The 19,719-nt window shown below is 68.1% G+C and carries 19 protein-coding genes and 1 tRNA gene; 10 read left to right on the top strand and 10 right to left on the bottom strand.

All coding sequences use genetic code 11. The features are described from left to right. Nucleotides 1–30 precede the first annotated feature (30 nt). Both FBY39_RS11255 and FBY39_RS11250 read left to right on the top strand, forming a co-directional pair. Nucleotides 31–112: transfer RNA gene (locus FBY39_RS11255), tRNA-Leu, on the top strand. Nucleotides 113–193: 81 nt separating this feature from the next. Beyond that, nucleotides 194–964, top strand: a complete 771-nt coding sequence (locus FBY39_RS11250; protein ID WP_141934135.1) for a DedA family protein — start codon at nt 194–196, stop codon at nt 962–964. 15 nt (nt 965–979) lie between these two features. On the opposite strand, the gene FBY39_RS11245 is transcribed toward FBY39_RS11250, so the two are convergent. Then, complete coding sequence (locus FBY39_RS11245; protein WP_141932379.1) at nt 980–1,849, bottom strand: Ku protein; 870 nt, start codon at nt 1,847–1,849, stop codon at nt 980–982. Nucleotides 1,850–1,921: 72 nt separating this feature from the next. On the opposite strand from FBY39_RS11245, the gene FBY39_RS11240 reads away from it, so the two are divergent. Next, nucleotides 1,922–4,450, top strand: a complete 2,529-nt coding sequence (locus FBY39_RS11240) for an ATP-dependent DNA ligase (protein ID WP_141932378.1) — start codon at nt 1,922–1,924, stop codon at nt 4,448–4,450. Nucleotides 4,451–4,462: 12 nt separating this feature from the next. Here the strand turns inward: FBY39_RS11240 and FBY39_RS11235 are convergent, their stop codons facing one another. From FBY39_RS11235 to murI, 4 genes are all read right to left on the bottom strand, one after another. Next, nucleotides 4,463–5,374, bottom strand: a complete 912-nt coding sequence (locus tag FBY39_RS11235) for a cation diffusion facilitator family transporter (protein WP_141932377.1) — start codon at nt 5,372–5,374, stop codon at nt 4,463–4,465. A gap of 108 nt (nt 5,375–5,482) precedes the next feature. Then, nucleotides 5,483–6,070, bottom strand: a complete 588-nt coding sequence (rdgB, locus tag FBY39_RS11230; protein ID WP_141932376.1) for an RdgB/HAM1 family non-canonical purine NTP pyrophosphatase — start codon at nt 6,068–6,070, stop codon at nt 5,483–5,485. Next, the gene (gene rph / locus FBY39_RS11225; protein WP_141932375.1) at nt 6,067–6,810 is read right to left on the bottom strand and encodes a ribonuclease PH; all 744 of its coding nucleotides are present in this window, start codon (nt 6,808–6,810) and stop codon (nt 6,067–6,069) included. Before rph ends, rdgB begins: the two co-directional genes overlap by 4 nt. Nucleotides 6,811–6,831: 21 nt before the next feature. Further along, the gene (murI, locus tag FBY39_RS11220; protein WP_141932374.1) at nt 6,832–7,674 is read right to left on the bottom strand and encodes a glutamate racemase; all 843 of its coding nucleotides are present in this window, start codon (nt 7,672–7,674) and stop codon (nt 6,832–6,834) included. A 41-nt stretch (nt 7,675–7,715) separates the two neighbouring features. Between murI and FBY39_RS11215 the strand changes: the two genes are divergently transcribed. After that, on the top strand, nt 7,716–9,047 hold the full coding sequence (locus FBY39_RS11215; RefSeq protein ID WP_141932373.1) for a nicotinate phosphoribosyltransferase: 1,332 nt from the start codon (nt 7,716–7,718) through the stop codon (nt 9,045–9,047). A 36-nt stretch (nt 9,048–9,083) separates the two neighbouring features. Here the strand turns inward: FBY39_RS11215 and FBY39_RS11210 are convergent, their stop codons facing one another. The 3 genes from FBY39_RS11210 to FBY39_RS11200 all read right to left on the bottom strand — a co-directional run bounded on the left by FBY39_RS11210 (nt 9,084) and on the right by FBY39_RS11200 (nt 12,221). Next, nucleotides 9,084–9,350 (bottom strand): DUF3039 domain-containing protein, encoded by a 267-nt coding sequence (locus tag FBY39_RS11210; RefSeq protein ID WP_141932372.1) that lies wholly within the window; start codon nt 9,348–9,350, stop codon nt 9,084–9,086. 67 nt (nt 9,351–9,417) lie between these two features. After that, nucleotides 9,418–10,911: a hypothetical protein gene (locus tag FBY39_RS11205; protein WP_313901698.1), complete on the bottom strand. Its 1,494-nt coding sequence runs from the start codon at nt 10,909–10,911 to the stop codon at nt 9,418–9,420. Nucleotides 10,912–10,955: 44 nt separating this feature from the next. Then, nucleotides 10,956–12,221 carry an ATP-binding cassette domain-containing protein gene (locus FBY39_RS11200; protein ID WP_141932370.1) on the bottom strand — a complete coding sequence of 422 codons (1,266 nt, stop codon included), beginning with the start codon at nt 12,219–12,221 and terminating at the stop codon, nt 10,956–10,958. Nucleotides 12,222–12,750: 529 nt separating this feature from the next. On the opposite strand from FBY39_RS11200, the gene FBY39_RS11195 reads away from it, so the two are divergent. The 3 genes from FBY39_RS11195 (at nt 12,751) to FBY39_RS11185 (ending at nt 15,054) form a co-directional block, all read left to right on the top strand. Then, on the top strand, nt 12,751–13,443 hold the full coding sequence (locus FBY39_RS11195; protein WP_141932369.1) for an NTP transferase domain-containing protein: 693 nt from the start codon (nt 12,751–12,753) through the stop codon (nt 13,441–13,443). Nucleotides 13,444–13,492: 49 nt separating this feature from the next. Beyond that, entirely contained in the window at nt 13,493–14,458 is a 966-nt protein-coding gene (locus tag FBY39_RS11190) for a hypothetical protein (RefSeq protein ID WP_141932368.1), read from the top strand. 365 nt (nt 14,459–14,823) lie between these two features. Then, entirely contained in the window at nt 14,824–15,054 is a 231-nt protein-coding gene (locus tag FBY39_RS11185) for a hypothetical protein (protein WP_141932367.1), read from the top strand. On the opposite strand, the gene FBY39_RS16460 is transcribed toward FBY39_RS11185, so the two are convergent. Continuing rightward, entirely contained in the window at nt 15,055–15,375 is a 321-nt protein-coding gene (locus FBY39_RS16460) for a helix-turn-helix domain-containing protein (RefSeq protein WP_160133101.1), read from the bottom strand. A gap of 131 nt (nt 15,376–15,506) precedes the next feature. Here FBY39_RS16460 and FBY39_RS11175 point away from each other — a divergent pair, with 131 nt between their 5' ends. Both FBY39_RS11175 and FBY39_RS11170 read left to right on the top strand, forming a co-directional pair. Next, nucleotides 15,507–15,722: an SCO4848 family membrane protein gene (locus FBY39_RS11175; RefSeq protein WP_141932365.1), complete on the top strand. Its 216-nt coding sequence runs from the start codon at nt 15,507–15,509 to the stop codon at nt 15,720–15,722. Between the two features lie 77 nt (nt 15,723–15,799). Beyond that, nucleotides 15,800–17,167 (top strand): maltokinase N-terminal cap-like domain-containing protein, encoded by a 1,368-nt coding sequence (locus FBY39_RS11170; RefSeq protein ID WP_141932364.1) that lies wholly within the window; start codon nt 15,800–15,802, stop codon nt 17,165–17,167. A gap of 138 nt (nt 17,168–17,305) precedes the next feature. On the opposite strand, the gene FBY39_RS11165 is transcribed toward FBY39_RS11170, so the two are convergent. After that, on the bottom strand, nt 17,306–18,586 hold the full coding sequence (locus FBY39_RS11165; protein ID WP_141932363.1) for a CDP-glycerol glycerophosphotransferase family protein: 1,281 nt from the start codon (nt 18,584–18,586) through the stop codon (nt 17,306–17,308). Between the two features lie 107 nt (nt 18,587–18,693). Here FBY39_RS11165 and FBY39_RS11160 point away from each other — a divergent pair, with 107 nt between their 5' ends. Continuing rightward, on the top strand, nt 18,694–19,719 hold the full coding sequence (locus FBY39_RS11160) for a glycosyltransferase family 2 protein (protein WP_141934133.1): 1,026 nt from the start codon (nt 18,694–18,696) through the stop codon (nt 19,717–19,719).

Raw genomic sequence — 19,719 nt, 5'->3', positions numbered from 1 at the left:
GTCGCGAGCCTCAGTAGACTGATCCCACTCGCGGGAGTGGTGAAATTGGCAGACACGCAGGATTTAGGTTCCTGTGCCTCCGGGCGTGTGGGTTCAAGTCCCACCTTCCGCACGCGTTCCGCCAACCACCGCTGGACCGCCGACCGACATACCGACGGGATTTCTCGTGCTCGAAACCGCACTCCAGGCGCCGATGGCGCTCATCCCCTGGCTCGACCCCGCCGCGATCATCGAGGGGTCCCGGCCCTGGTCGCTTCTCGTCGTGTGCTTCATCGTCTTCGCCGAAACCGGACTGCTGGTCGGGTTCCTGCTCCCCGGCGACACGCTGCTCATCATGGCGGGCCTCCTCGCGAACCCGCTCACCTACCCGCCCGACGGCGTGTTCGGGCTGAGCGCCTGGTGGGTCGCACTGCTGATCGGCTTCTCCGCCTTCCTCGGTGGAGAAGTGGGCTACTACATCGGCCATAAGGGCGGGCCCGCGGTCTTCGAACGCAAGGAGTCGGGAATCTTCAGCCGGCGGAACGTCGAGCGCACGAACGCGTTCTTCGAGCGGTTCGGCGGGATCACGATCATCCTCGCCCGCTTCGTCCCGATCGTGCGCACGTTCGCCCCCGTCGCGGCGGGTGTCGGCCACATGCCGTGGCGCAAGTACACGCTCTATAACTTCATCGGAGCCGTGCTGTGGGGCTTCGGGCTCACGATGATCGGGTACGGGATCGGCTACATCCCCGGTGTCGGCGAGTTCGTCGCCGAGTACATCGACGTCATCCTCCTCGCGGCCGTCGCCGGCACCGTGGTGTTCATCGTCTGGCACTACTTCGCAGAACGCAACAAGGCCAAGAAGGCGGCGCGGGCCGGCGAAGACGTCGTGATCGACCACCAGGAGGCTGAGGCACTCGTGCTCGAGCCCGAGGTGTTCGAGCGTGGCCCTGAGCACCACGACGGCGACGCGCCGAAGGCCTGAGCCACCGGCATCCTGTCAAGACGCCTTCGACGCCTTCTTCTTCGGGGAGGACTTCTTCTTCGTCTCGGGTGCGTCGTCCTTCGATGAGCCCGACCGTGCCGCACGGGTGCGCTCGACGCTCGCACGCAGGGCCTCCATGAGGTCGATGACCTCCCCGCCGGATTCCTCGTCCTCCTGATCGCCGAACGTTTCCGACGTGTCGAGCGCGTCGCCCTTCTCGAGCTTCGCCTCGATGAGGGTCCGCAGTTCTGCCTGATAGTCGTCGGTGAAGTCCTCGGGTTCGAAGTCGCTCGCGAAGCTGTCGACGAGGGATGCCGAGAGCTCGAGCTCCTTCGCTGAGATCTTGACCGGCTCGTCGAGGGACGGGAATGCGGCTTCGCGCACTTCGTCCGCCCACAGGAGCGTCTGGAGTACCAAGACATCACCGCGCACCCGGAGCGCGGCCAGCCTCGTCTTCTGGCGCAGCGAGAACTGCACGATCGCCGTCCGGTCGGTCTGTTCGAGGGTCTTGCGCAGCAGAACGTAGGCCTTCGGCGACGCGGAGTCGGGCTCGAGGTAGTACGCCTTGTCGAGAAGAAGCAGATCGACCTGCTCGCTCGGCACGAACTCGACGACGTCGATCTCGCGACTCTTCTCCGACGGCAGCGAGGCGAGGTCCTCCTTCGTGAGGACGACCGTCTTCTCTCCGTCGTCGTACGCCTTGTCGATGTCCTGATACGGAACGACCTCGCCGTCGATCTCGCAGATCCGCTGGTACCGGATCCGGCCACCGTCGGCGTTGTGGACTTGATGCAGCGAGACGTCGTGGTCCTCGGTCGCCGAATACACCTTGACGGGCACGTTGACGAGTCCGAACGTCAGCGCGCCTTTCCAGATCGCTCTCATCACACCAGTACACACCCGTCACACGCTCGCGGGCTACCCCGACGCACGGGGTTGACACGGCAGGATGGTGCCATGGCTCGCGCGGCACCACGGAGCACGAGAGACCAGCTCGTGCACATCGACGGACGACGCCTGCGCGTGACGAACCTCGACAAAGTCCTCTATCCCGAAACGGGAACGACCAAGGGCGAGGTGATCGACTACTACACGCGCATCGCGGGACTCCTCATCCCGCACGCCACCGGGCGCCCCGTCACCCGGAAACGCTGGCCCGAAGGCGTCGACCACGAGCCCTTCTTCGCGAAAGACCTCGAACCCGGCGCTCCGAATTGGGTGCCGCGTCATGCGATCGAGCACTCCAGCGGCGCGAAGGAGTATCCGCTCGTCCAGGACGTCCCCACGCTCGTGTATCTCGCCCAGGTCGCGAGCCTCGAACTGCATGTCCCCCAATGGAGGTTCTCAGCCCGCGGGGAGCGCGGCGACGCCGATCGTCTCGTGCTCGACCTCGATCCCGGCCCGGGTGTCGGCCTCACCGAATGCGCGACCGTCGCACGATGGGCGCGAACGATCCTGTCGGACATGGGGCTCGAGCCATTCCCCGTGACGAGTGGGAGCAAAGGCATCCACCTGTATGCGGCACTTCCACCGGGGCAGAGCTCGGAAGCGGCCTCCGCGATCGCACGCGAACTCGCCCGCGCCATCGAGACCGACCACCCCGACCTCGTCGTCAGCAGCATGAAGAAGTCGGACCGCGCCGGCAAGGTCTTCATCGACTGGAGTCAGAACAACGGCGCGAAGACGACGATCGCGCCCTACTCCCTACGGGGTCGCTCTCATCCGACCGTCGCCGCGCCGCGCACCTGGGAGGAACTCGATGAGCCGGACCTCGAGCAGCTCGCCTTCACGGACGTGCTCGATCGCGCGGAGACGATGGGCGACCCGATGAGCGCCCTCGGTTTTCACGCAGGAGGACGCGAAGCCGAGAGCGGACCTCTTTCGGTCTACATCGCCAAACGCACGGCGGGAGCAACCCCGGAGCCCGTCCCCGCCAATCCCCTCGCCGCCGTCCCCTCGACCGACAGGCCGATCTTCGTCATCCAGGAACACCACGCTTCGCGGCTGCACTGGGACTTCCGTCTCGAGCACGACGGGGTGCTCGTCAGCTGGGCGGTGCCGCGCGGAGTCCCGCACACGTACCGGCGCAACAATCTCGCGGTGATGACCGAGGACCATCCGATGGAGTACGCCGCATTCGAAGGCACGATCCCTGCCAACGAGTACGGCGGCGGAACCGTGACGATCTGGGACGAGGGCCGCTACGACCTCGAGAAGTGGCGCGACGACGAAATCATCGCGACGCTCGAGGGTCGCGCGGGCGGTCCGCTCGGCCGTGTGCGCTTTGCCCTCATCCGCACGAGCGGCACGGGCGAGAAGTCGAGCTGGCTTCTCCATCGCATGAAGACGGATGCCGCGGGGCAGCCGCAACCGGAAGGCATCCCCGTCGAGCCCTCACGCCAGGGCGACGAAGAAGAGCCGCCCGCAATGCCCGGTGCCGCGGGCCACGACGTCGAGCCCGACGACGCGGCCTCCGCACTCGACCAGCGCGCCGGAAGCACCCGCGAGATGCCCGCGCCGCGTCTCCTGCGCCCCATGCTCGCCACGTCCGCGACGGCGGGGATCGCACGCGCCGCAGCGTCCCGGTGGGGTGAGTGGGCCGAGGTCAAGTGGGACGGCGTGCGCGCGATCGGCTTCTGGGACGGAGAACGCCTGCGTCTCCGCGCACGAAGCGGCAACGACATCACGGCGAAGTATCCCGAACTCACCGCGGTCGATGCGCGGCTCGGCTCGGAGCCCGTCGTCCTGGACGGCGAGATCGTCGCGCTCGACGCGCGTGGGCGCCCGAGCTTCCCGCTCCTCCAGAACCGCATGAATCTCGCCAAACCACGCGACATCGCCCGCGAAGCACCGCGAACCCCCGTGCACTGGTACCTGTTCGATGTTCTCTCCGTCGGTGAGGCGGATGCCGCGTCCCGCCCGCTCACGGAACGCCGCGAGCTTCTCGAACGGATCGCGGCCGACGCCATTCCCGCGATCGTCCTCCCGCCCGTTTTCGACGACGTCGACGCGGCCCTCGCGGCGAGCCGCAGATTCGGGCTCGAGGGGGTCGTCGTCAAAGATCCCTCGTCGATCTACCGTCGCGGCATCCGCTCGGAGTCCTGGCTGAAGGTCAAGCTCACGCGCACGCAGGAGGTCGTGATCGGCGCCATCCGGCCCGGAAAGGGACTCCGCTCGGGCGGCATCGGGTCGCTCCTTCTCGGAATCCCCGGTCCTGACGGACTGCAGTACGCGGGTCGCGTCGGCTCGGGATTCAGCGACGCGACCCTGACCCGCCTCGAAGAGACGCTGACCCCGCTTCGCAACGGCGAGAACCCCTTCGTCGGCATTCCGTCCGCCGATGCGTCCGACGCCCTGTGGGTGCGACCTGAGGTCGTCGGCGAAGTCGAGTACGCCGAGTTCACGCCCGGTGGCATCCTCCGCCATGCGCGCTGGCGGGGTTTCCGCCCCGACAAGTCCCCCGACGACGTCCGTCGGGAGGACTGAGGGAATCAGCGACTACGCGTGGGTGTCGTGCTCCACGTGGCCTGCGGGCTCGAGCTGGAACGTCGAGTGCTCGACGTCGAAATGCTGCGCGAGGCAGTTCTGCAGCGACGCCAGGATCTCGGACGAGCGACCGGCGCGGACAGCGTCATCGTCGACGACGACGTGCGCGCTGAAGACGGGAGCGCCACGCGTGAGTTGCCAGACGTGCACGTCGTGCACATCGACGACACCCTCTTTGCTGAGGATGTGCCGCCGGACCTCGGCCACCTGCATCCCCTGCGGCGTCGATTCGGACAGCACCGACGCGACCTCTCGGAGGAGCGAAACGGCACGCGGGATGATCATGGCGGCGATGAGGAGTGAGGCGATGGCGTCGGCGGGCATCCATCCCGTCGTGAGGATGACGATGGCAGCCACGATGACGGCGACCGATCCGAGCAGGTCGCCGAGCACCTCCAGGTAGGCCCCGCGCACATTGATGCTGCGACGCTGCGCCGAACTCAGGAGCCACATCGCGATCGCGTTCGCTGCGAGCCCGACGATCGCCACGACGAGCATGAGGCCGCCGGCCACCTCGACCGCCTCCGGTTCGAGCAGGCGCCGAACCCCCTCGAGAGCGACCCAGACCGACAGGGCGATGAGGATGATCGCGTTCACGAGCGCGCCGAATACCTCGGCCCGCTGATAGCCGAAGGTGTTGCGGTCGTTCGCGGGACGCGCCGCGACGAGGCTCGCGATGAGAGCGATGACGAGCGCCGCAGCGTCCGTGAACATGTGCGCGGCGTCAGCGAGAAGCGCGAGCGACCCCGTCAGGGCAGCACCGACGATCTGCACGACCATGACGGTCGCGGTGATCGACAACGAGATCGCGAGCAGCCGACGGTTGCTCGCACCGCGGATGCCTGAGGGCGCGTGATCGTGCACGCTCCAAGGCTAGAGCCGGTGGCCGGGTGCGCGCCGGAGAATCGCATAGTCGGGAATGAAGATGCGAGTCATTCTCACGCACGTGCGGTCGCGGACCAGACTCCGCGGCTAGAGATCGGCGAGCAGAGGAACGAGCGCCGCGAACGCGCGCGCGCGATGGGACTCCGCGTTCTTCTCGGCGGCGCTCCATTCGCCGACGCTGCGGTCGGACCCGTCCGGAACGAAGATCGGGTCGTAGCCGAACCCGCCGCTCCCGCTCGCAGCGAGAGCGAGTCGCCCCGGCCAGACCCCCTCGACGACGTGTTCCGCGCCGCCCGGTACGACGAGGGCGATCGTCGAGACGAACTGTGCGGTGCGGTGCGGGTCACTGATGTCCGAGAGCTGGTCCAGCAGCAGGGTGAGGTTCGCCGTGGCATCCTTTGCGTGACCGGCCCAATACGCCGAGAACACACCCGGCGACCCGCCCAGCACGTCGACGCGGATGCCCGAGTCGTCGGCGAGCGCAGGCAGCCCGGTTTCGGATGCCGCGGCTCGGGCCTTGATGAGGGCGTTCTCTGCGAACGTCACACCGTCTTCGACGGGCTCGGGACCGTCGTAGCCGACCACCTCGAGGTCGGGGCGTACGGCCGCGACGATCGATCGGAACTCCTCGACCTTGTGCGGGTTGTGGGTGGCCAGCACGACGCGCGTGCTCATGCTCCGGCGGTCCCGAGCGCCGCGAGCTGGTGCCCGCGCAGCGTCTCGCAGCCCGCGACACCGAGCTCGAGGAGAGCGTCGAGTTCGCGCTTGTCGAAGGGAGCCCCTTCGGCTGTTCCCTGGACCTCGACGAACAGGCCGCGACCCGTGACGACGACGTTCATGTCGGTCTCGGCGCGGACGTCCTCGACGTATGCGAGGTCGAGCATGGGCGTCCCGTCGATGATGCCGACGGACACCGCCGCGACCGAGTCGATGAGGGGTGTCGACCGCTGCGCGATGAACTTCTTCGCGCGTCCCCACTCGATGGCGTCGGCCAGCGCGACGTACGCACCCGTGATCGCCGCCGTGCGGGTCCCACCGTCGGCCTGCAGGACGTCGCAGTCGATCACGATCGTGTTCTCGCCGAGTGCTTTGGTGTCGACGACGGCGCGAAGTGCGCGGCCGATGAGACGTGAGATCTCGTGCGTGCGCCCGCCGACCTTGCCCTTGATGCTCTCGCGGTCGCTTCGATCGTGCGTCGCACGCGGCAGCATGGCGTACTCGGCGGTCACCCACCCCTTCCCCTTGCCCGTCAGCCAGCGCGGCACGCCGTTCGTGAACGACGCCGTGCACAGGACCTTCGTGTCACCGAAGGAGATGAGAGCAGACCCTTCGGCGTGCGCACTCCACCCGCGCTCGATAGTGATGGGACGCAGGGCGTCGGTCGTGCGGCCGTCTGCGCGGACGATGTCGGTCATTGTTCTCCTCTGATGCCGCGCTCAGCGCGGCAGATCGATGGCGCCCGTCTGGACGAGCTGCACTTCGCGCACTTCGCGCCCCATGAGGCGATGCGCAAGACGCAGGAACTCGTCGGCGGAGGCGCCGGTGGCTTCGTACACGTGTCGGGGCGCGGCATCCTGGCCGGCCAAGAGGTTTCGGGACACGAGTTGACGGTAGACGTCCTTCGCGGTCTCGGTGTCACTCGAGACGAGCGACACCTCCGGGCCCATGACGTAGCTGATCGCACCCTCGAGGAACGGGTAGTGCGTGCATCCGAGCACGAGCGTGTCGACCCCCGCGTGCCGCAGCGGCGCCAGGTATTCCTCGGCGACCGCGAGAACCTCGGCGGAATCGGTCACGCCGGCTTCGACGAACTCGACGAAGCGCGGACACGCCTGCGCGAAGACCGTCAGCCGGGCGTTGACTTCGAGCATGTCCTGATAGGCGCCCGAGCCGATCGTCCCTTCGGTACCGATGACGCCGATGCGGCCGTTGCGGCTCGTCGACATGGCGGTGCGGACGGCGGGTCCGATGACCTCGACGACGGGGACGTCGTAGCGCTCGCGCGCATCCCGCAGCATTGCCGCTGATGCCGTGTTGCACGCGATGACGAGCATCTTCACCCCCTGCTCCACGAGGGTGTCGAGAATCTCGAGCGAATAGCGACGGACGTCGGCGATGGGCTTCGGACCGTACGGTGACCGGGCGGTATCGCCGATGTAGAGGATCGACTCGCGCGGGAGCTGAGCGGAGATCGCACGAGCTACGGTGAGTCCGCCGACCCCGGAATCGAAGATGCCGATGGGTGCGTCGGCGCCGCGCGGAGTTTGCCGAGGAGTCACGGTCGTCCAGCCTACGCGAGCGGCTCAGTAGGCTTGCCCGCATGAGCGAGTCGCGCAGCAGCGCCCTGCACACAGACCGTTACGAACTCACGATGCTCGACGCGGCCCTTCAGGACGGCACCGCCGGGCGCCGCTGCGTCTTCGAAGTGTTCGGTCGGCGCCTCTCGGGAGGACGACGGTTCGGCGTCGTCGCCGGAACGGGACGACTCTTGAGTCTCATCCGCGACTTCCGATTCGGACACGAGGAGCTCGCGTTCCTCCGCGACGAGCACGTCGTAGACCCCGCGACCTTGGACTACCTCGAGGACTACCGCTTCACCGGCACGATCACGGGATACCGCGAGGGCGAGCTCTACTTCCCCGGGTCGCCCGTCCTCACGATCGAGGGAACGTTCGCGGAAGCCGTCGTGCTCGAGACCCTCGCGCTCAGCGTGCTCAATCACGACAGCGCCGTTGCCACAGCAGCGGCGCGTATGAGCGTCGCTGCGGGAGATCGACCGCTCGCCGAGATGGGATCGCGCCGCGCGGGCGAGCAGTCCGCCGTCGCGGCAGCACGCGCCGCCTACATCGCAGGTTTCGGGGCAACATCCAATCTCGAAGCAGGACGTGCGTGGGGCGTTCCCACGATGGGGACCGCCGCCCACGCGTGGACGCTGCTGCACGACACGGAAGAGGACGCCTTCCGAGCCCAGATCTCGGCCCTCGGGACCGACACGACGCTCCTCGTCGACACCTACGACATCCGGACAGGTGTCGAAACGGCCATCCGCGTCGCCGGCACGGAGCTCGGCGGAGTCCGCCTCGATTCCGGCGATCTGCCGACCGTCGCCGCGGCTGTGCGCGAGCAGCTGGACGCTCTGGGCGCGACCAGAACGCGGATCACGGTGACGAGTGACCTCGACGAGTTCGCGATCGCCGCACTCGCCGCCTCGCCCGTCGACGCCTACGGCGTGGGGACGTCGGTCGTGACAGGCTCGGGAGTTCCGACAGCCGGGATGGTCTACAAGCTCGTCGCGCGACAGGACGCCGACGGCGGCTGGGTTCCCGTAGCGAAGGCGTCGACCGACAAGGCGTCGAGAGGCGGTCGCAAGACCGCGTTCCGCGCGCTCGATGACGGCACCGCCACGAGCGAGCAGATCATCGTCGCCGACGGCTTCGACACGTCACCCGCGGTAGATGCGGCGCACCCCGACGCGCGGCCTCTCCAGGTCGTGCTGGCCGAGCGAGGCGACATCGATAACGCCTGCGAAGGTCGGGTGGGCGTCGCGGCCGCCCGCGCGCATCACGAGCGTGTGCGCGAGGAGCTTCCCGTTCGAGCGCTCGCCCTCAGCCGGTCGGATCCGGCGATCCCCACGGTGTTCGTCCAGCGCTGATCGCGTCGGCCGCCCCACGACTCGCGTGCAGGGCAGTCAGAAGTTGAGGGACTCGTAGATCTCTTTGCACGTCGGGCAGACGGGGAACTTCTCGGGGTCGCGCCCCGGCGTCCACTTCTTGCCGCACAGCGCCCTGACCGGCTTGCCGGTGATCGCCGACTCGAGGATCTTGTCCTTCTTGACGTAGTGCGAGAACCGCTCATGGTCGCCCGGCTCGATGCTCTCTTCGCGAATGAGCTCTTCGAGTTCGCGGTCGAGAGTCGCAAGTCCCCCCTGGTCGGGGCTGTCCAGCGGAGTGCTCATGGTCAAGCAGTCTAGCCGCGGACCCGTGCCTCAGGGCGGGTCGTGACGGATGCCGCGGCATCCGCACTCACGTCGATTCCGCGAACTCCATGAGTCGCCCACCGCGCATCCGGAAGACGAGTGAACCGACCAGCAGGCCGACGATGAGGACGCCCGCACCGATCGCGAGGCCGCCCCAGAGCGCCGTCGTGGCCGCCTCGGGATCCTCCGTCAGCGCTTCCCACGACCACCAGAGGGCCGGTGAGGTCACGATGATCGCCCCGAGCATGACGCCCGCCTGCGCGAGCGCGCCCGCCGAGCCGGTGCGCTGCGGCTGCTGGAAGGGACTCTCGCCCGGGCGGGACACGGCGTACGGTGCGACCACCGAGGCGATGCTGGAAAGCCCGAGACCCGAGAAGAACAGGCAGGCGCTGACACCGACGAGCGCGGGGAGGATGCTCCAGTCTCCGTGAAGCGCCGCTGCGACGGGCACCGCGACAGCGAGCATGGGCACCCCGATCAGAAGGACGGGGACGAGTCGCCCGATCCGATCGGAGATGCCGTGCACGCCGCTCGCGAGATGCATCCAGACCGCGCTCGAGTCGTACGCCACGTCGTTGTGCGGAAGCCAGCCGAGGAAGAGAGCCGCGAACGGCACGGGGACGAGGACAGCGACCTCGAGCGGCACGCCGGCGACCAGCAGCGGCACGATCGTGACGACAGCCGCGACCGGGATCACGACGAGGTTCATGAGGTACCGGCGATCGCGGGACCAGTACAGGAGACTGCGTGCCGCGATCGCTCCCCCCGGAGTGCCGGGCGCGATCGCGAACCACCCGAGTCCCGCGCGTTCGCGACTCGTCGCGGGACGCTCCGTCGTCGTGAGGAGCCGTCGCACGAGCCACCACCACGCGCCGGCGAGAGCGACGAGCGTCACGATCGCGACAGCGACCGGTGCCACTCCGGCACTGCCCGCGAGAGCGGCAGGGATCGCCCAGCCCGCGCCGAGCGGCGTGAGCGCGAGAATCGACACGGCACCGGCCAACTCGGAAGGAACGGCGCCGTCCCAGTCGAGCGACGCCACGAAGACTCCCGCGGGGACGAGCACGACGATCACGACGAGCATGAAGAGGCCGCTGAGCTCGCGCGACTGGCGCTCGCGGAGAAAGAGCGTCGAGAGGGCGAGGAAGACCCGCGCCGCCAGGACGCAGGTCGTCACGACGACGAGGACGCTCAGAGCACCCGCGATCCACGACGCTCCCTGACGCCCCCAGACCACGGCAGAGGTGATCGCGACCGCGAGCGTCGCGATCACGGGAACACTGACGAACGCCGCGACCACAATGGCGGCCGAGAGTCTTCCGCGGTGGAGTGCGAGGAGAGCGAAACGCCGAGGATCGAGCGGATCATCCACGCCGAGGACAGCAGGCGCGATGGCGAACCCGAGAGTGATCGCCGAGCCGCCGAGCACCGTGACGGCGAACAGCTCCTCGACAGGAGCGTCGCCGAGCGAGATCAGCGCCCAACAGGCCGCGATCGTCAAGGCGATCAGCAGGACCCCACCGATGACCAGACGGGTCACGTGACCCACGCTCCCCCGCAGCGCGCCGACGAGCAGCGCGAATCTCAGTCGGAGAACGTGTGCAACCACTCGAGCCCCTCCACGTCGCTGAGGCCGCCGGCGAGTTCCACGAAGCGCTGTTCGAGAGTGAGCTCGCCACGCACCTCGTCGATCGTCCCCTCGGCGAGCACCTGGCCCGCGACGATGACGGCGACGCGCGTGCAGACCCGTTCGACGAGTTCCATACCGTGGCTGGAGAGGATCACTGTGCCGCCGTGCGCAACGTAGGCCGAAAGGATGTCGAGGATGACGGCGCTCGAGACGGGGTCGACCGATTCGAACGGTTCATCGAGAACGAGGACGCGCGGTGAATGGATCATCGCTCCCGCGAGCATGACCTTCTTGAGCATGCCGGCGGAGTAGTCGCTGACGACACGGCCGAGGGAGTCAGTGAGATCGAACGCGCGAGCGAGATCGGCGCTGCGACTTTCCACGACCCGTGCCGGGAGCCCCCGCAGGATGCCGTAGTAATACAACAGCTGCCTGCCGGTCAGGCGGTCGAAGGTGCGGAGCCTGTCGGGCAGCACGCCCATGAGCTTCTTGGCACCAAGAGGATCGGATGCCGCGTCCACACCGCCGACGCGGATGACACCGCGGTCGGGAGTCAGGAGACCCGCGATCATCGACAGTGTCGTCGTCTTTCCCGCGCCGTTCGGCCCGACCAGCCCGTAGAACGTCCCGGCCGGCACTGTGAGGTCGATGGCCTCGACGGCGGTCATGTCACCGAAGGACTTCGAGACGCCGCGCAGGACGAGCGCGGAGGACTCCTCATCGAGCGAAGCCTCCAGACGCGCCTGTTCGTACACGTACGCGAGCGGGTCGTCGTCATCGTCGCGGTCGACGTCGTCCTCGACGAGTCCGGGAGCCAGGTCGACCAGCTCCGCGTACCCGACGACATCGAGGACGGGGGCTTCCGATGACTCGTTGTCGACCTCGGCGGGCTCGGCGTCGGCCGTCTCGTCGACGGTCTCCGGCTCCGCGACGAACTCAGACTCCGCGACGGTCTCTTGCTCAGCCTCGGCGACGGGCGCCGGCTCAGACTCTGGCTCGGCGACGGGCTCGAGCTCAGGCTCAGCGACGGGCGCCGGATCCGGCTCGGCGACGAGCTCCGGCTCAGCCTCGGCGACGGGCGCCGGCTCCGGCTCAGCGATCGACTCGGGTTGGGCTTCTTGCGCGATCGGAAGCTCTCGTTCGACCTCGATCGGCGCGCTGACGGGAGCCGCGACGGCTGCGAGTTCCGCCGCTGCCGCTGCAGCGACCTCCGCCGGCATCGGGGGCTTGGGAGGAAGCACCGGAGCCCTGTCGGCTGAGGATCCGCGAGGAGCTTCCGGGCGGGGAGGCGGTGTCGCCGAATCCCGGCCGATGGCAGGAGGGAGAGGCGGTGGCGGGCCCGGATCGGGGGCCACCACCTGCGGGGTGCGGGCGCGGGGAGCGCGCGACTTCGGTGCGCGCTTCGATCGCGCCGACACCGGACGAGCGCCACCTTCCGACGTGTTCCGCGGGTTCTTCACGAACTCGACGATCCTGCCGTCGCTCGCGGGCGCGCCGTCGCCGTCCGGGTCGTCCGGAAGCGGCTCATGTGGCACCGGGAGTGAGGCAGTCACCGTTCAACGGTATCAACCCCCCGCCGAACCCGAGCATTGGGATCGCTGCGAGTGTTGATAGGTCGGAAATATCACGAATGAACAACGGCGGTCAATGATTATGCGCCTTCCCAGGCGATATCGCTACCATGGCGGAGGCACGACGAGGTGTCGATTCGGTGAATCGCCGATGAACCACGCACTTCAGGAGCACACCTTGACTCTTCAGACCGTCATCCTCGCAGCCGGAATGGGCTCGCGCCTCGGCCGCAGCCTGCCCAAGCCGCTCACCGAACTGAGCGACGGCCGCAGCATCATGCAGCAGCAGCACGACAACATCCGCGCCGCCTTCGGCGATGACGCCGCTGTCACGGCTGTCGTCGGCTACCGCGCTGAGGCGATCGTCGAGGCGTTCCCCGAGACGGACTACGTCTACAACGACCTCTACGACCAGACCAACACGTCGAAGAGCCTTCTTCGCGCCCTTGTGAAGACCGGTCGCAGCAGCGTGCTCTGGATGAACGGCGACGTCGTCTTCGATCCGCGCGTTCTCGGGCGAGCGATCGAATTGATCGAGCGCGATCAGTCCTTCGTCACGGTCAACACGTCGAAGGTGAGCGACGAAGAGGTCAAGTACACCGTCGACGCACGCGGTCGCATCGCGGAACTGTCGAAGACCGTCGCGAACGGTATCGGCGAAGCGGTCGGGATCAACTACATCTCCCGCGCAGACAAGAAGGCGTTCGTCCGTCAGCTGACGCGGGTCGGCGACCAGGACTACTTCGAGCGCGGGCTCGAGCTGGCCATCGCCGAGGACGGTCTGGAGATCCTTCCGCTCGACATCTCCGACCTCTACGCGGTCGAGGTCGACTTCGCCGAAGACCTCGAGCGAGCAAACCTCTTCGTCTGAACCCGATCGCTCAGCCGGCCTTCAGCGGGCTGATCGTAGGATCGCCGTGATGGCTGAGAAGGTGCACCGCATCCACTCCCTCCCCGAGGACGCACCGTGGGCGGGAGGGCTTCCTCCCGTGGGCTCCGACGAGCATCCGCGTATGATCCGACTGCTCGATCGCGTCCTAGCCGTTCAGCGACCCGTCGTCGTGGCTCATCTGCGCAGCATCCGCCTTCGTCACCGGGATGCTACGACGGAACAGATCGTCCGCATGTTGGAGCGACGATATCTCGCTGCCGTCACGACGGGTGGGGCCGCCGTGGGCGCAACCGCTGTCGTGCCAGGAATCGGCACGGGGGTCACTCTCGCACTGAGCGGCGTAGAAACCGTCGGATTCCTCGAAGCGACGGCGCTCTACGCCCAGTCGCTCTCGGAGGTGCACGGCATCCCGGTCTCCGACCCCGACCGTGCTCGCGCGCTCGTCCTGACGCTCATGCTCGGGAAAGAAGGCGTCGATCTCGTCTCACAGCTCGCGGGCCAGGCCGCCGGCCGCGGTGTGACGCGGGACCGCTACTGGGGCGAAGTCATCACCAAGACCCTTCCTCGCGCGGCGATGGGTCCGCTGGTCGATCGCCTGAAGACCGCATTCATCCACCAGTTCGCCGCTCGCGGCGGGGCGTCGTGGCTCGGCAAGGCTCTCCCCTTCGGCATCGGTGCCGTCATCGGCGGCACCGGAAACCACATCCTCGGGCGTCGTGTCCTCGTGGGGTCGCGCCGCGCCTTCGGGCTGCCTCCCCTGCAGTTGCCGCCCGATCTCGAGCCTCGACCCGGAGCCGCCAGGCTGGAGTCCACGGCAGGACGGGCCCTGCGCCGTGCCGGTGACGCCGTCGCGGGAGGCGTCGTGACCGCGGCAGGTGCCGTCGGCGGCACGGCACGCAAGGTGGGCGGCGCGATGACACCTCGGCGCAAGAGGAACGACACCGCCACGGAGATCGAGGGATCAGGAGATCCCGACGACCTCGGAGAGGACTGACATGGGCTTGTTCCAGCACCGCCCCGAAGATCCGACCGAGTGGGCCGGGCTCCCCTCGGAACCTCTCGACGACGAGTCCGCCGTGGACAGACTCCCCGACTCGGCAGCCGTCGACCCAGCACTCACTGCACTTTTCGGCGGAGGCGCATCAACGTCGCTCGTCGTCCCCCTCGCGGGCGATCGACTGCCGACCTCTCCTCCCCAGCCTGACGCCTGACCTCCGATCCACAGACTCACCCGTCGACACGTGAGCGCCGGACGATCGCGTCGGTGGGCGTGGATACCGTCACAGGATGCTGCGCGTCGTCACACCCTCTGACACCCCACCCCCCGCGTCCTACCCTGTTCCCTGGACTGTGAACCGCGTGAGTCGCGGACGCCCGCAGGTGGTCAATGCCAGCAAGGATCGCCTCGAGTTCGTGCGCGTCTTCGTCGAAGCGCCCATCGGTCGTCGTACATTCCACTGGGGTCGCGTGCTCCCCGGTGAGGGCATCGACGTATGCCTCAGCGGCTGCGACCCCGACGACTCCGTCATCACCGTGGCGTGGTTCCCCGAGGGATCGAACCTCGAGTACTGCTGGAGGTTCGTCACGTGATCAGGCAGAGCGGCTGGTACCGCCGTCTCGGCGTCGGAGTTCGCGCAGGATCTCGGCTTCCGAGTAGGGCCGGACACCCTCGGGCAGATCGTCGGCGGTCAGTCCGCGAACGAAGACCTCGGGTTCGACGTCCAACGCCGTCGCGAGCTGAAGGATCGTATGGATCGTCGGATTACCCTGCCCCGCCTCGATGCGCGCGAGATGCGACACGTCCATGTCCGCGCGATCGGCGAGCTTCTTGCGACTGATCGTCGACTGATGCCGAAGGTCGCGCACGAGCTGACCGATTCTCGCAGACGCTCGTGAGCGCGGTTCCTTCATGCCTCCAGCGTGGCTACCAGCCGCTTGCGAGCACGACGCATTGATGCATGTGCTTTCATGTGCTTGGATGTCACCCTCGTCATGACCCGCAAGGATCCGATGCGAACCCACCGCGCCGATAGAGTCGGGGAATGACCTCGGTGCTGATCGGCCTCCTCCTCGCGAACGCCGCATTCAACGCGCTCGTCTGGCCGACCTTCTATCGCCGGGTCGCGAAAGATCCGCGAGCGCGCGACGAGTCTGGCCGATCCACCGCCTTCCTCCGCGTGCACGCCGTCCTCATCGCCATCGCGCTGGTGCTCGCCGTGGCGTCCGTCATCGCAGCGATCGTGGCGATCCTGCAGTGACTCCCCACCCGAGCACTCCTCGGAACCGCTCCCACGCACGCCTCGACACCGCTGCTGCGGCAGCCTAGCCTCGCACCGTGGACAGCACATTGGCGTGCCTCGCGGCCTGGATGCCGCGACAGCGGTGGTACGCGGCGAAGGGGCGGCCGCCGAGCCTTCGTCTCATCGCATGGTGGGAACTGCCTGCGCCGGATGCCGCGGGAACGCGCCTTCGCACGTATCTCGTCGCCGATGAGGGCGCGCTGCCCGTCGTGCTCTACCAGATCCCCATCGTCGCGCGCGCGACGGAGACGGTCGATGCCCATCCCGACCACATCATCGGGAGCCCGGAGCCAGGTACGACGTTCATCGACGGGCCATTCGACCCTGCCTTCACCGACGCGCTGGTCCGTCTGATGCTCTCCGGCGGCACCGGAGCAGGTCCGAGAGCGACGGCGAAGGGAGTCGTCGCTCTCGCGCTCCCGGGCGATTCCCCGCGCTCCGCCACCGTCCTGACAGGCGAGCAGTCGAACACGTCCGTCATCTACGAGTCCGCTGTCGACGACGAGATTCCCATCATCGTCAAGCTCTACCGACAGGTGCACCCTGGCCTCAACCCCGATATCGAACTGGCCTCTGCCCTTGCGGCGGCAGGATCCGCTCACGTCCCCCGTGCCGTCGGCGCGATCGAGGGGACGTGGCCGGACTCCGAAACCGCGCGGGGTGGGGTCACGGGTTCGTTCGCCTTCGCTCAGGAGTTCCTGCCCGATGTCGAGGACGCCTGGAGAGTCGCGTTGCAGTCGGCGGCTGCGGGCGACGACTTCCGCGAGCGGGCGGCAGCACTCGGAACGACGACGGCCGAGGTCCACCTTTCGCTCGCTCGGCTCTTCCCGACGACGTCGATGGACGCGCACGAGCGCGAATCGACGCAGGCCTCCTGGACGCGACGCCTCGCGATCGCGAGCGCGGAGGTGCCCGGGATCGCCGAGCGCCGCGAGCAGATCGAGGACGTCTACCGACGCGCGGCCACCCGACGGTGGCCCGCGGCGCAGCGCATCCACGGCGATTACCATCTCGGCCAGGTGCTCCACGTGCCGAAGCGCGGGTGGGTGCTGGTCGACTTCGAAGGCGAGCCTCTGCGGCCCATGAGCGAGCGCACGCGTCCCGACCTCGCGCTCCGCGATGTCGCCGGGATGCTGAGGTCGTTCGACTACGTGGCCGGCTCGATCCGGCTCGACGACCCGCGTCGCGACGCGGCAAGCGTCCGGGATTGGGCACGGTCCGCCCGTACCGCCTTCATCGACGCCTACGCCGCAGCATCCGGAACGCCTCTCGACCGTGACGACCCGCTCCTGGCAGCGCTGGAGCTCGACAAGGCCGTCTACGAGTCGATCTACGAGTCGCGAAACCGACCCACCTGGGTCTCGATCCCCTTGCGCGCCATCGAGCGGCTCGTCGGCGCCTGACTCCTGGGCGCTGTGTCCCGCGGCGAAACCGGGGATCTCGCCGAAACACGGCGGCATCCCACTCTGCCTCGGCGAAGTCGCCTGTCTCGCGGTGGTCGGGTGAGGGTGGGGGTGGGGGTGGGAGTGAAGACGCGGGCGTCAGGCGAGCGACTCGTCGTCGAACTCGGCTTCCTCGGGATCCTGCTCGTCTTCGGTCGGGGTGAGGGCGTGCCACTCGTCCCAGCGGGTCATGAGTTCGCCGACGGCCTCGTGGAATCGGCGGGTGGCCGCGCCGGGCGAAGTGTCGCCGAAGTAGCGGGTCGCCCAGTGTTCGAGTCGCGCCGTGGCATCCGGATCGGCGAGAAGGCGATCGGCGACGTCCGCGATGTGCGGGGCAGCGGAGGCATCCAGCCACTCGCACGCGGAGAGGTACCCGTGCGTGTCGATGACGGCGTCGGGGTCGACCGGCCGAGTGATGAGCAACGGCTTGTCCGCGGCGAGGCGGTCGTAGACCATCGCCGAGATGTCGACGACAGCGACATCCGCGGCGGAGAGCTGCCATCCGAGTTCGGGACCGTCGTCGTAGACGTGGTGCGCCGACGGATCGGCAGCATTGGCGGCCGCGATCGCCGCGATGATCCTGCGGTTCGCCGCGCCGTAGGCGTCGTCCACGACACCCGAACGCGGGTGCGGACGGTAGATGAGACGGTGGCGTCCGGATGCGAGCAGCGCTCGTGCGAGCGCCACCCCATGAGACGAAATCGAACCGTAGTGCGCGGAGGGCCGGTCGCCCTCCCACGTGGGTGCGTACAGCACGACGAGGCGATCGTCCGGAGTGTAGGGAAGAGCACCCGTGTAGTGGTCTGCCTGTGGACGACCGATCTCGATCGTCCGCGCCTCGAGGTCGTAGTCCCACAGGACACGGGCCAGTCTCTCTCGTGCGGCATCCCCCGCGACGAAGGCGAAGTCGTACGCCTTGAACTGGTTCGTGGTCATGTACATCTTGTCCGACTCGCCGTGATTGATGAAGACATGCCAGCGACGGCCGTAGCGGAACATCTGGAAGTTCCGGGTGTTCTGGTTGACGTACAGCACGACCCTGACGTCCTGCGTGACGAGGTACGCCTCGAGGTCTCGAACGGTGGGGACGAACGCGACGGGGAGGGCCCCGTCGCGCACGAGCGCCTGCGCTCCCGTGGCGGCGCGGCTCAGCACGACGACCGGCCATGTCTTCGAGAGCTGGGCGAGCGGCTCGTACCACTGGCGCATCTGGTACATGTTCACAGCGCCGTCAGCGAAATACACCGCGACCTGGAAACGACCGGGTGCGTGCGGTCCCGAAAGAGCGAGAGTCCGCCGCACGTCCGCGACCGCCGCCCGGTTCACGAGCGCCTTGCGCACAAGGGCCGCGGCCTTCTTCGCATCCGAGATCAGAGCCACCCCTCAAGGGTACTCACCGTCGTGCGTGGCATGATCGACCCGTGCAGGTCTCCGACGGACGCAAAGACGCACCGGTCGTACCGACCGGCGCGGGAGTCACGTACGTCATGCCTGTGCTCAACGAACGCCCGTACCTCGAGCGTGCCGTCGAAACGGTCCTCGCACAAGACATCGACGGTCCGCTCGAGCTCGTCATCGCGCTCGCTCCCTCTACCGACGGTACGACCGAGCTTGCCGAGCGCCTCGCCGCCGGCGACGACCGGATCATCCTCGTGAGCAACCCCGCTGCCGACATCCCCGTTGGTCTCAACCTCGCGATCCGCGCGGGATCGCACGAGACGATCGTCCGAGTCGATGCGCACTCCGAGTTGGAACCCGGCTATACGCGGCATGCGCTGGCGACGCTGGAACGCGTGCGCGCCGCCAACGTCGGTGGCGTCATGCGCGCCGACGGCAAGGCGCCCTTCCAGCGGGCCGTTGCGCGCGCCTACAACTCCCCCTTCGGTCTCGGCGGCGGCGCGTACCACGGTGGGGACCGCGAGGGTCCCGCCGAATCGGCGTACCTCGGTGTCATGCGGCGTGCGGTGATCGACGAGGTCGGCGGATTCGACGAGTCGATCAGGCGCGGTGAGGACTGGGAGCTGAACCTGCGCATCCGGCGGGCCGGGTACCGCGTGTGGTTCGATCCCGCGCTCGCCGTCACCTACTGGCCGCGCGAAAGCTGGTCACGGCTCGTCCGCCAGTTCTCGGCGACGGGACGGTGGCGCGGAGAGCTGGTCCGCCGCTTCGGCCGCGGCAACTCGCTCCGCTTCTTCGCACCACCGCTCCTCGTAGTCGCGATGGGCCTCGCCATCGTCGTCGGCGCCCTGCAGCTGACAGGGGTCCTCGCAGGATGGTGGTCGCTCGTGGCATCCGTTGTGTATCTGCCCGTCGTCGCCTACGCGGCCCTCGTCGTGGCGGTCGCTGCGGGGCGGGGCGGGGGGCACGGATGGCGCGACAAGCTGTGGACCCTCGCCGTCCTGCCATCGATGCACCTCGCGTGGGGCGCAGGATTCCTCTCCGGTGTCTTCCGCGGCGCGCACGACACGGTCGACACGTCACGACTCGGAAGCCGCAACACCCCTCTCCCCTGA

Origin of the sequence: Microbacterium sp. SLBN-146 (genome assembly GCF_006715145.1) — a bacterium.
Taxonomy (GTDB): domain Bacteria; phylum Actinomycetota; class Actinomycetes; order Actinomycetales; family Microbacteriaceae; genus Microbacterium.
This window is presented reverse-complemented; position numbering and strand designations above follow the sequence as displayed.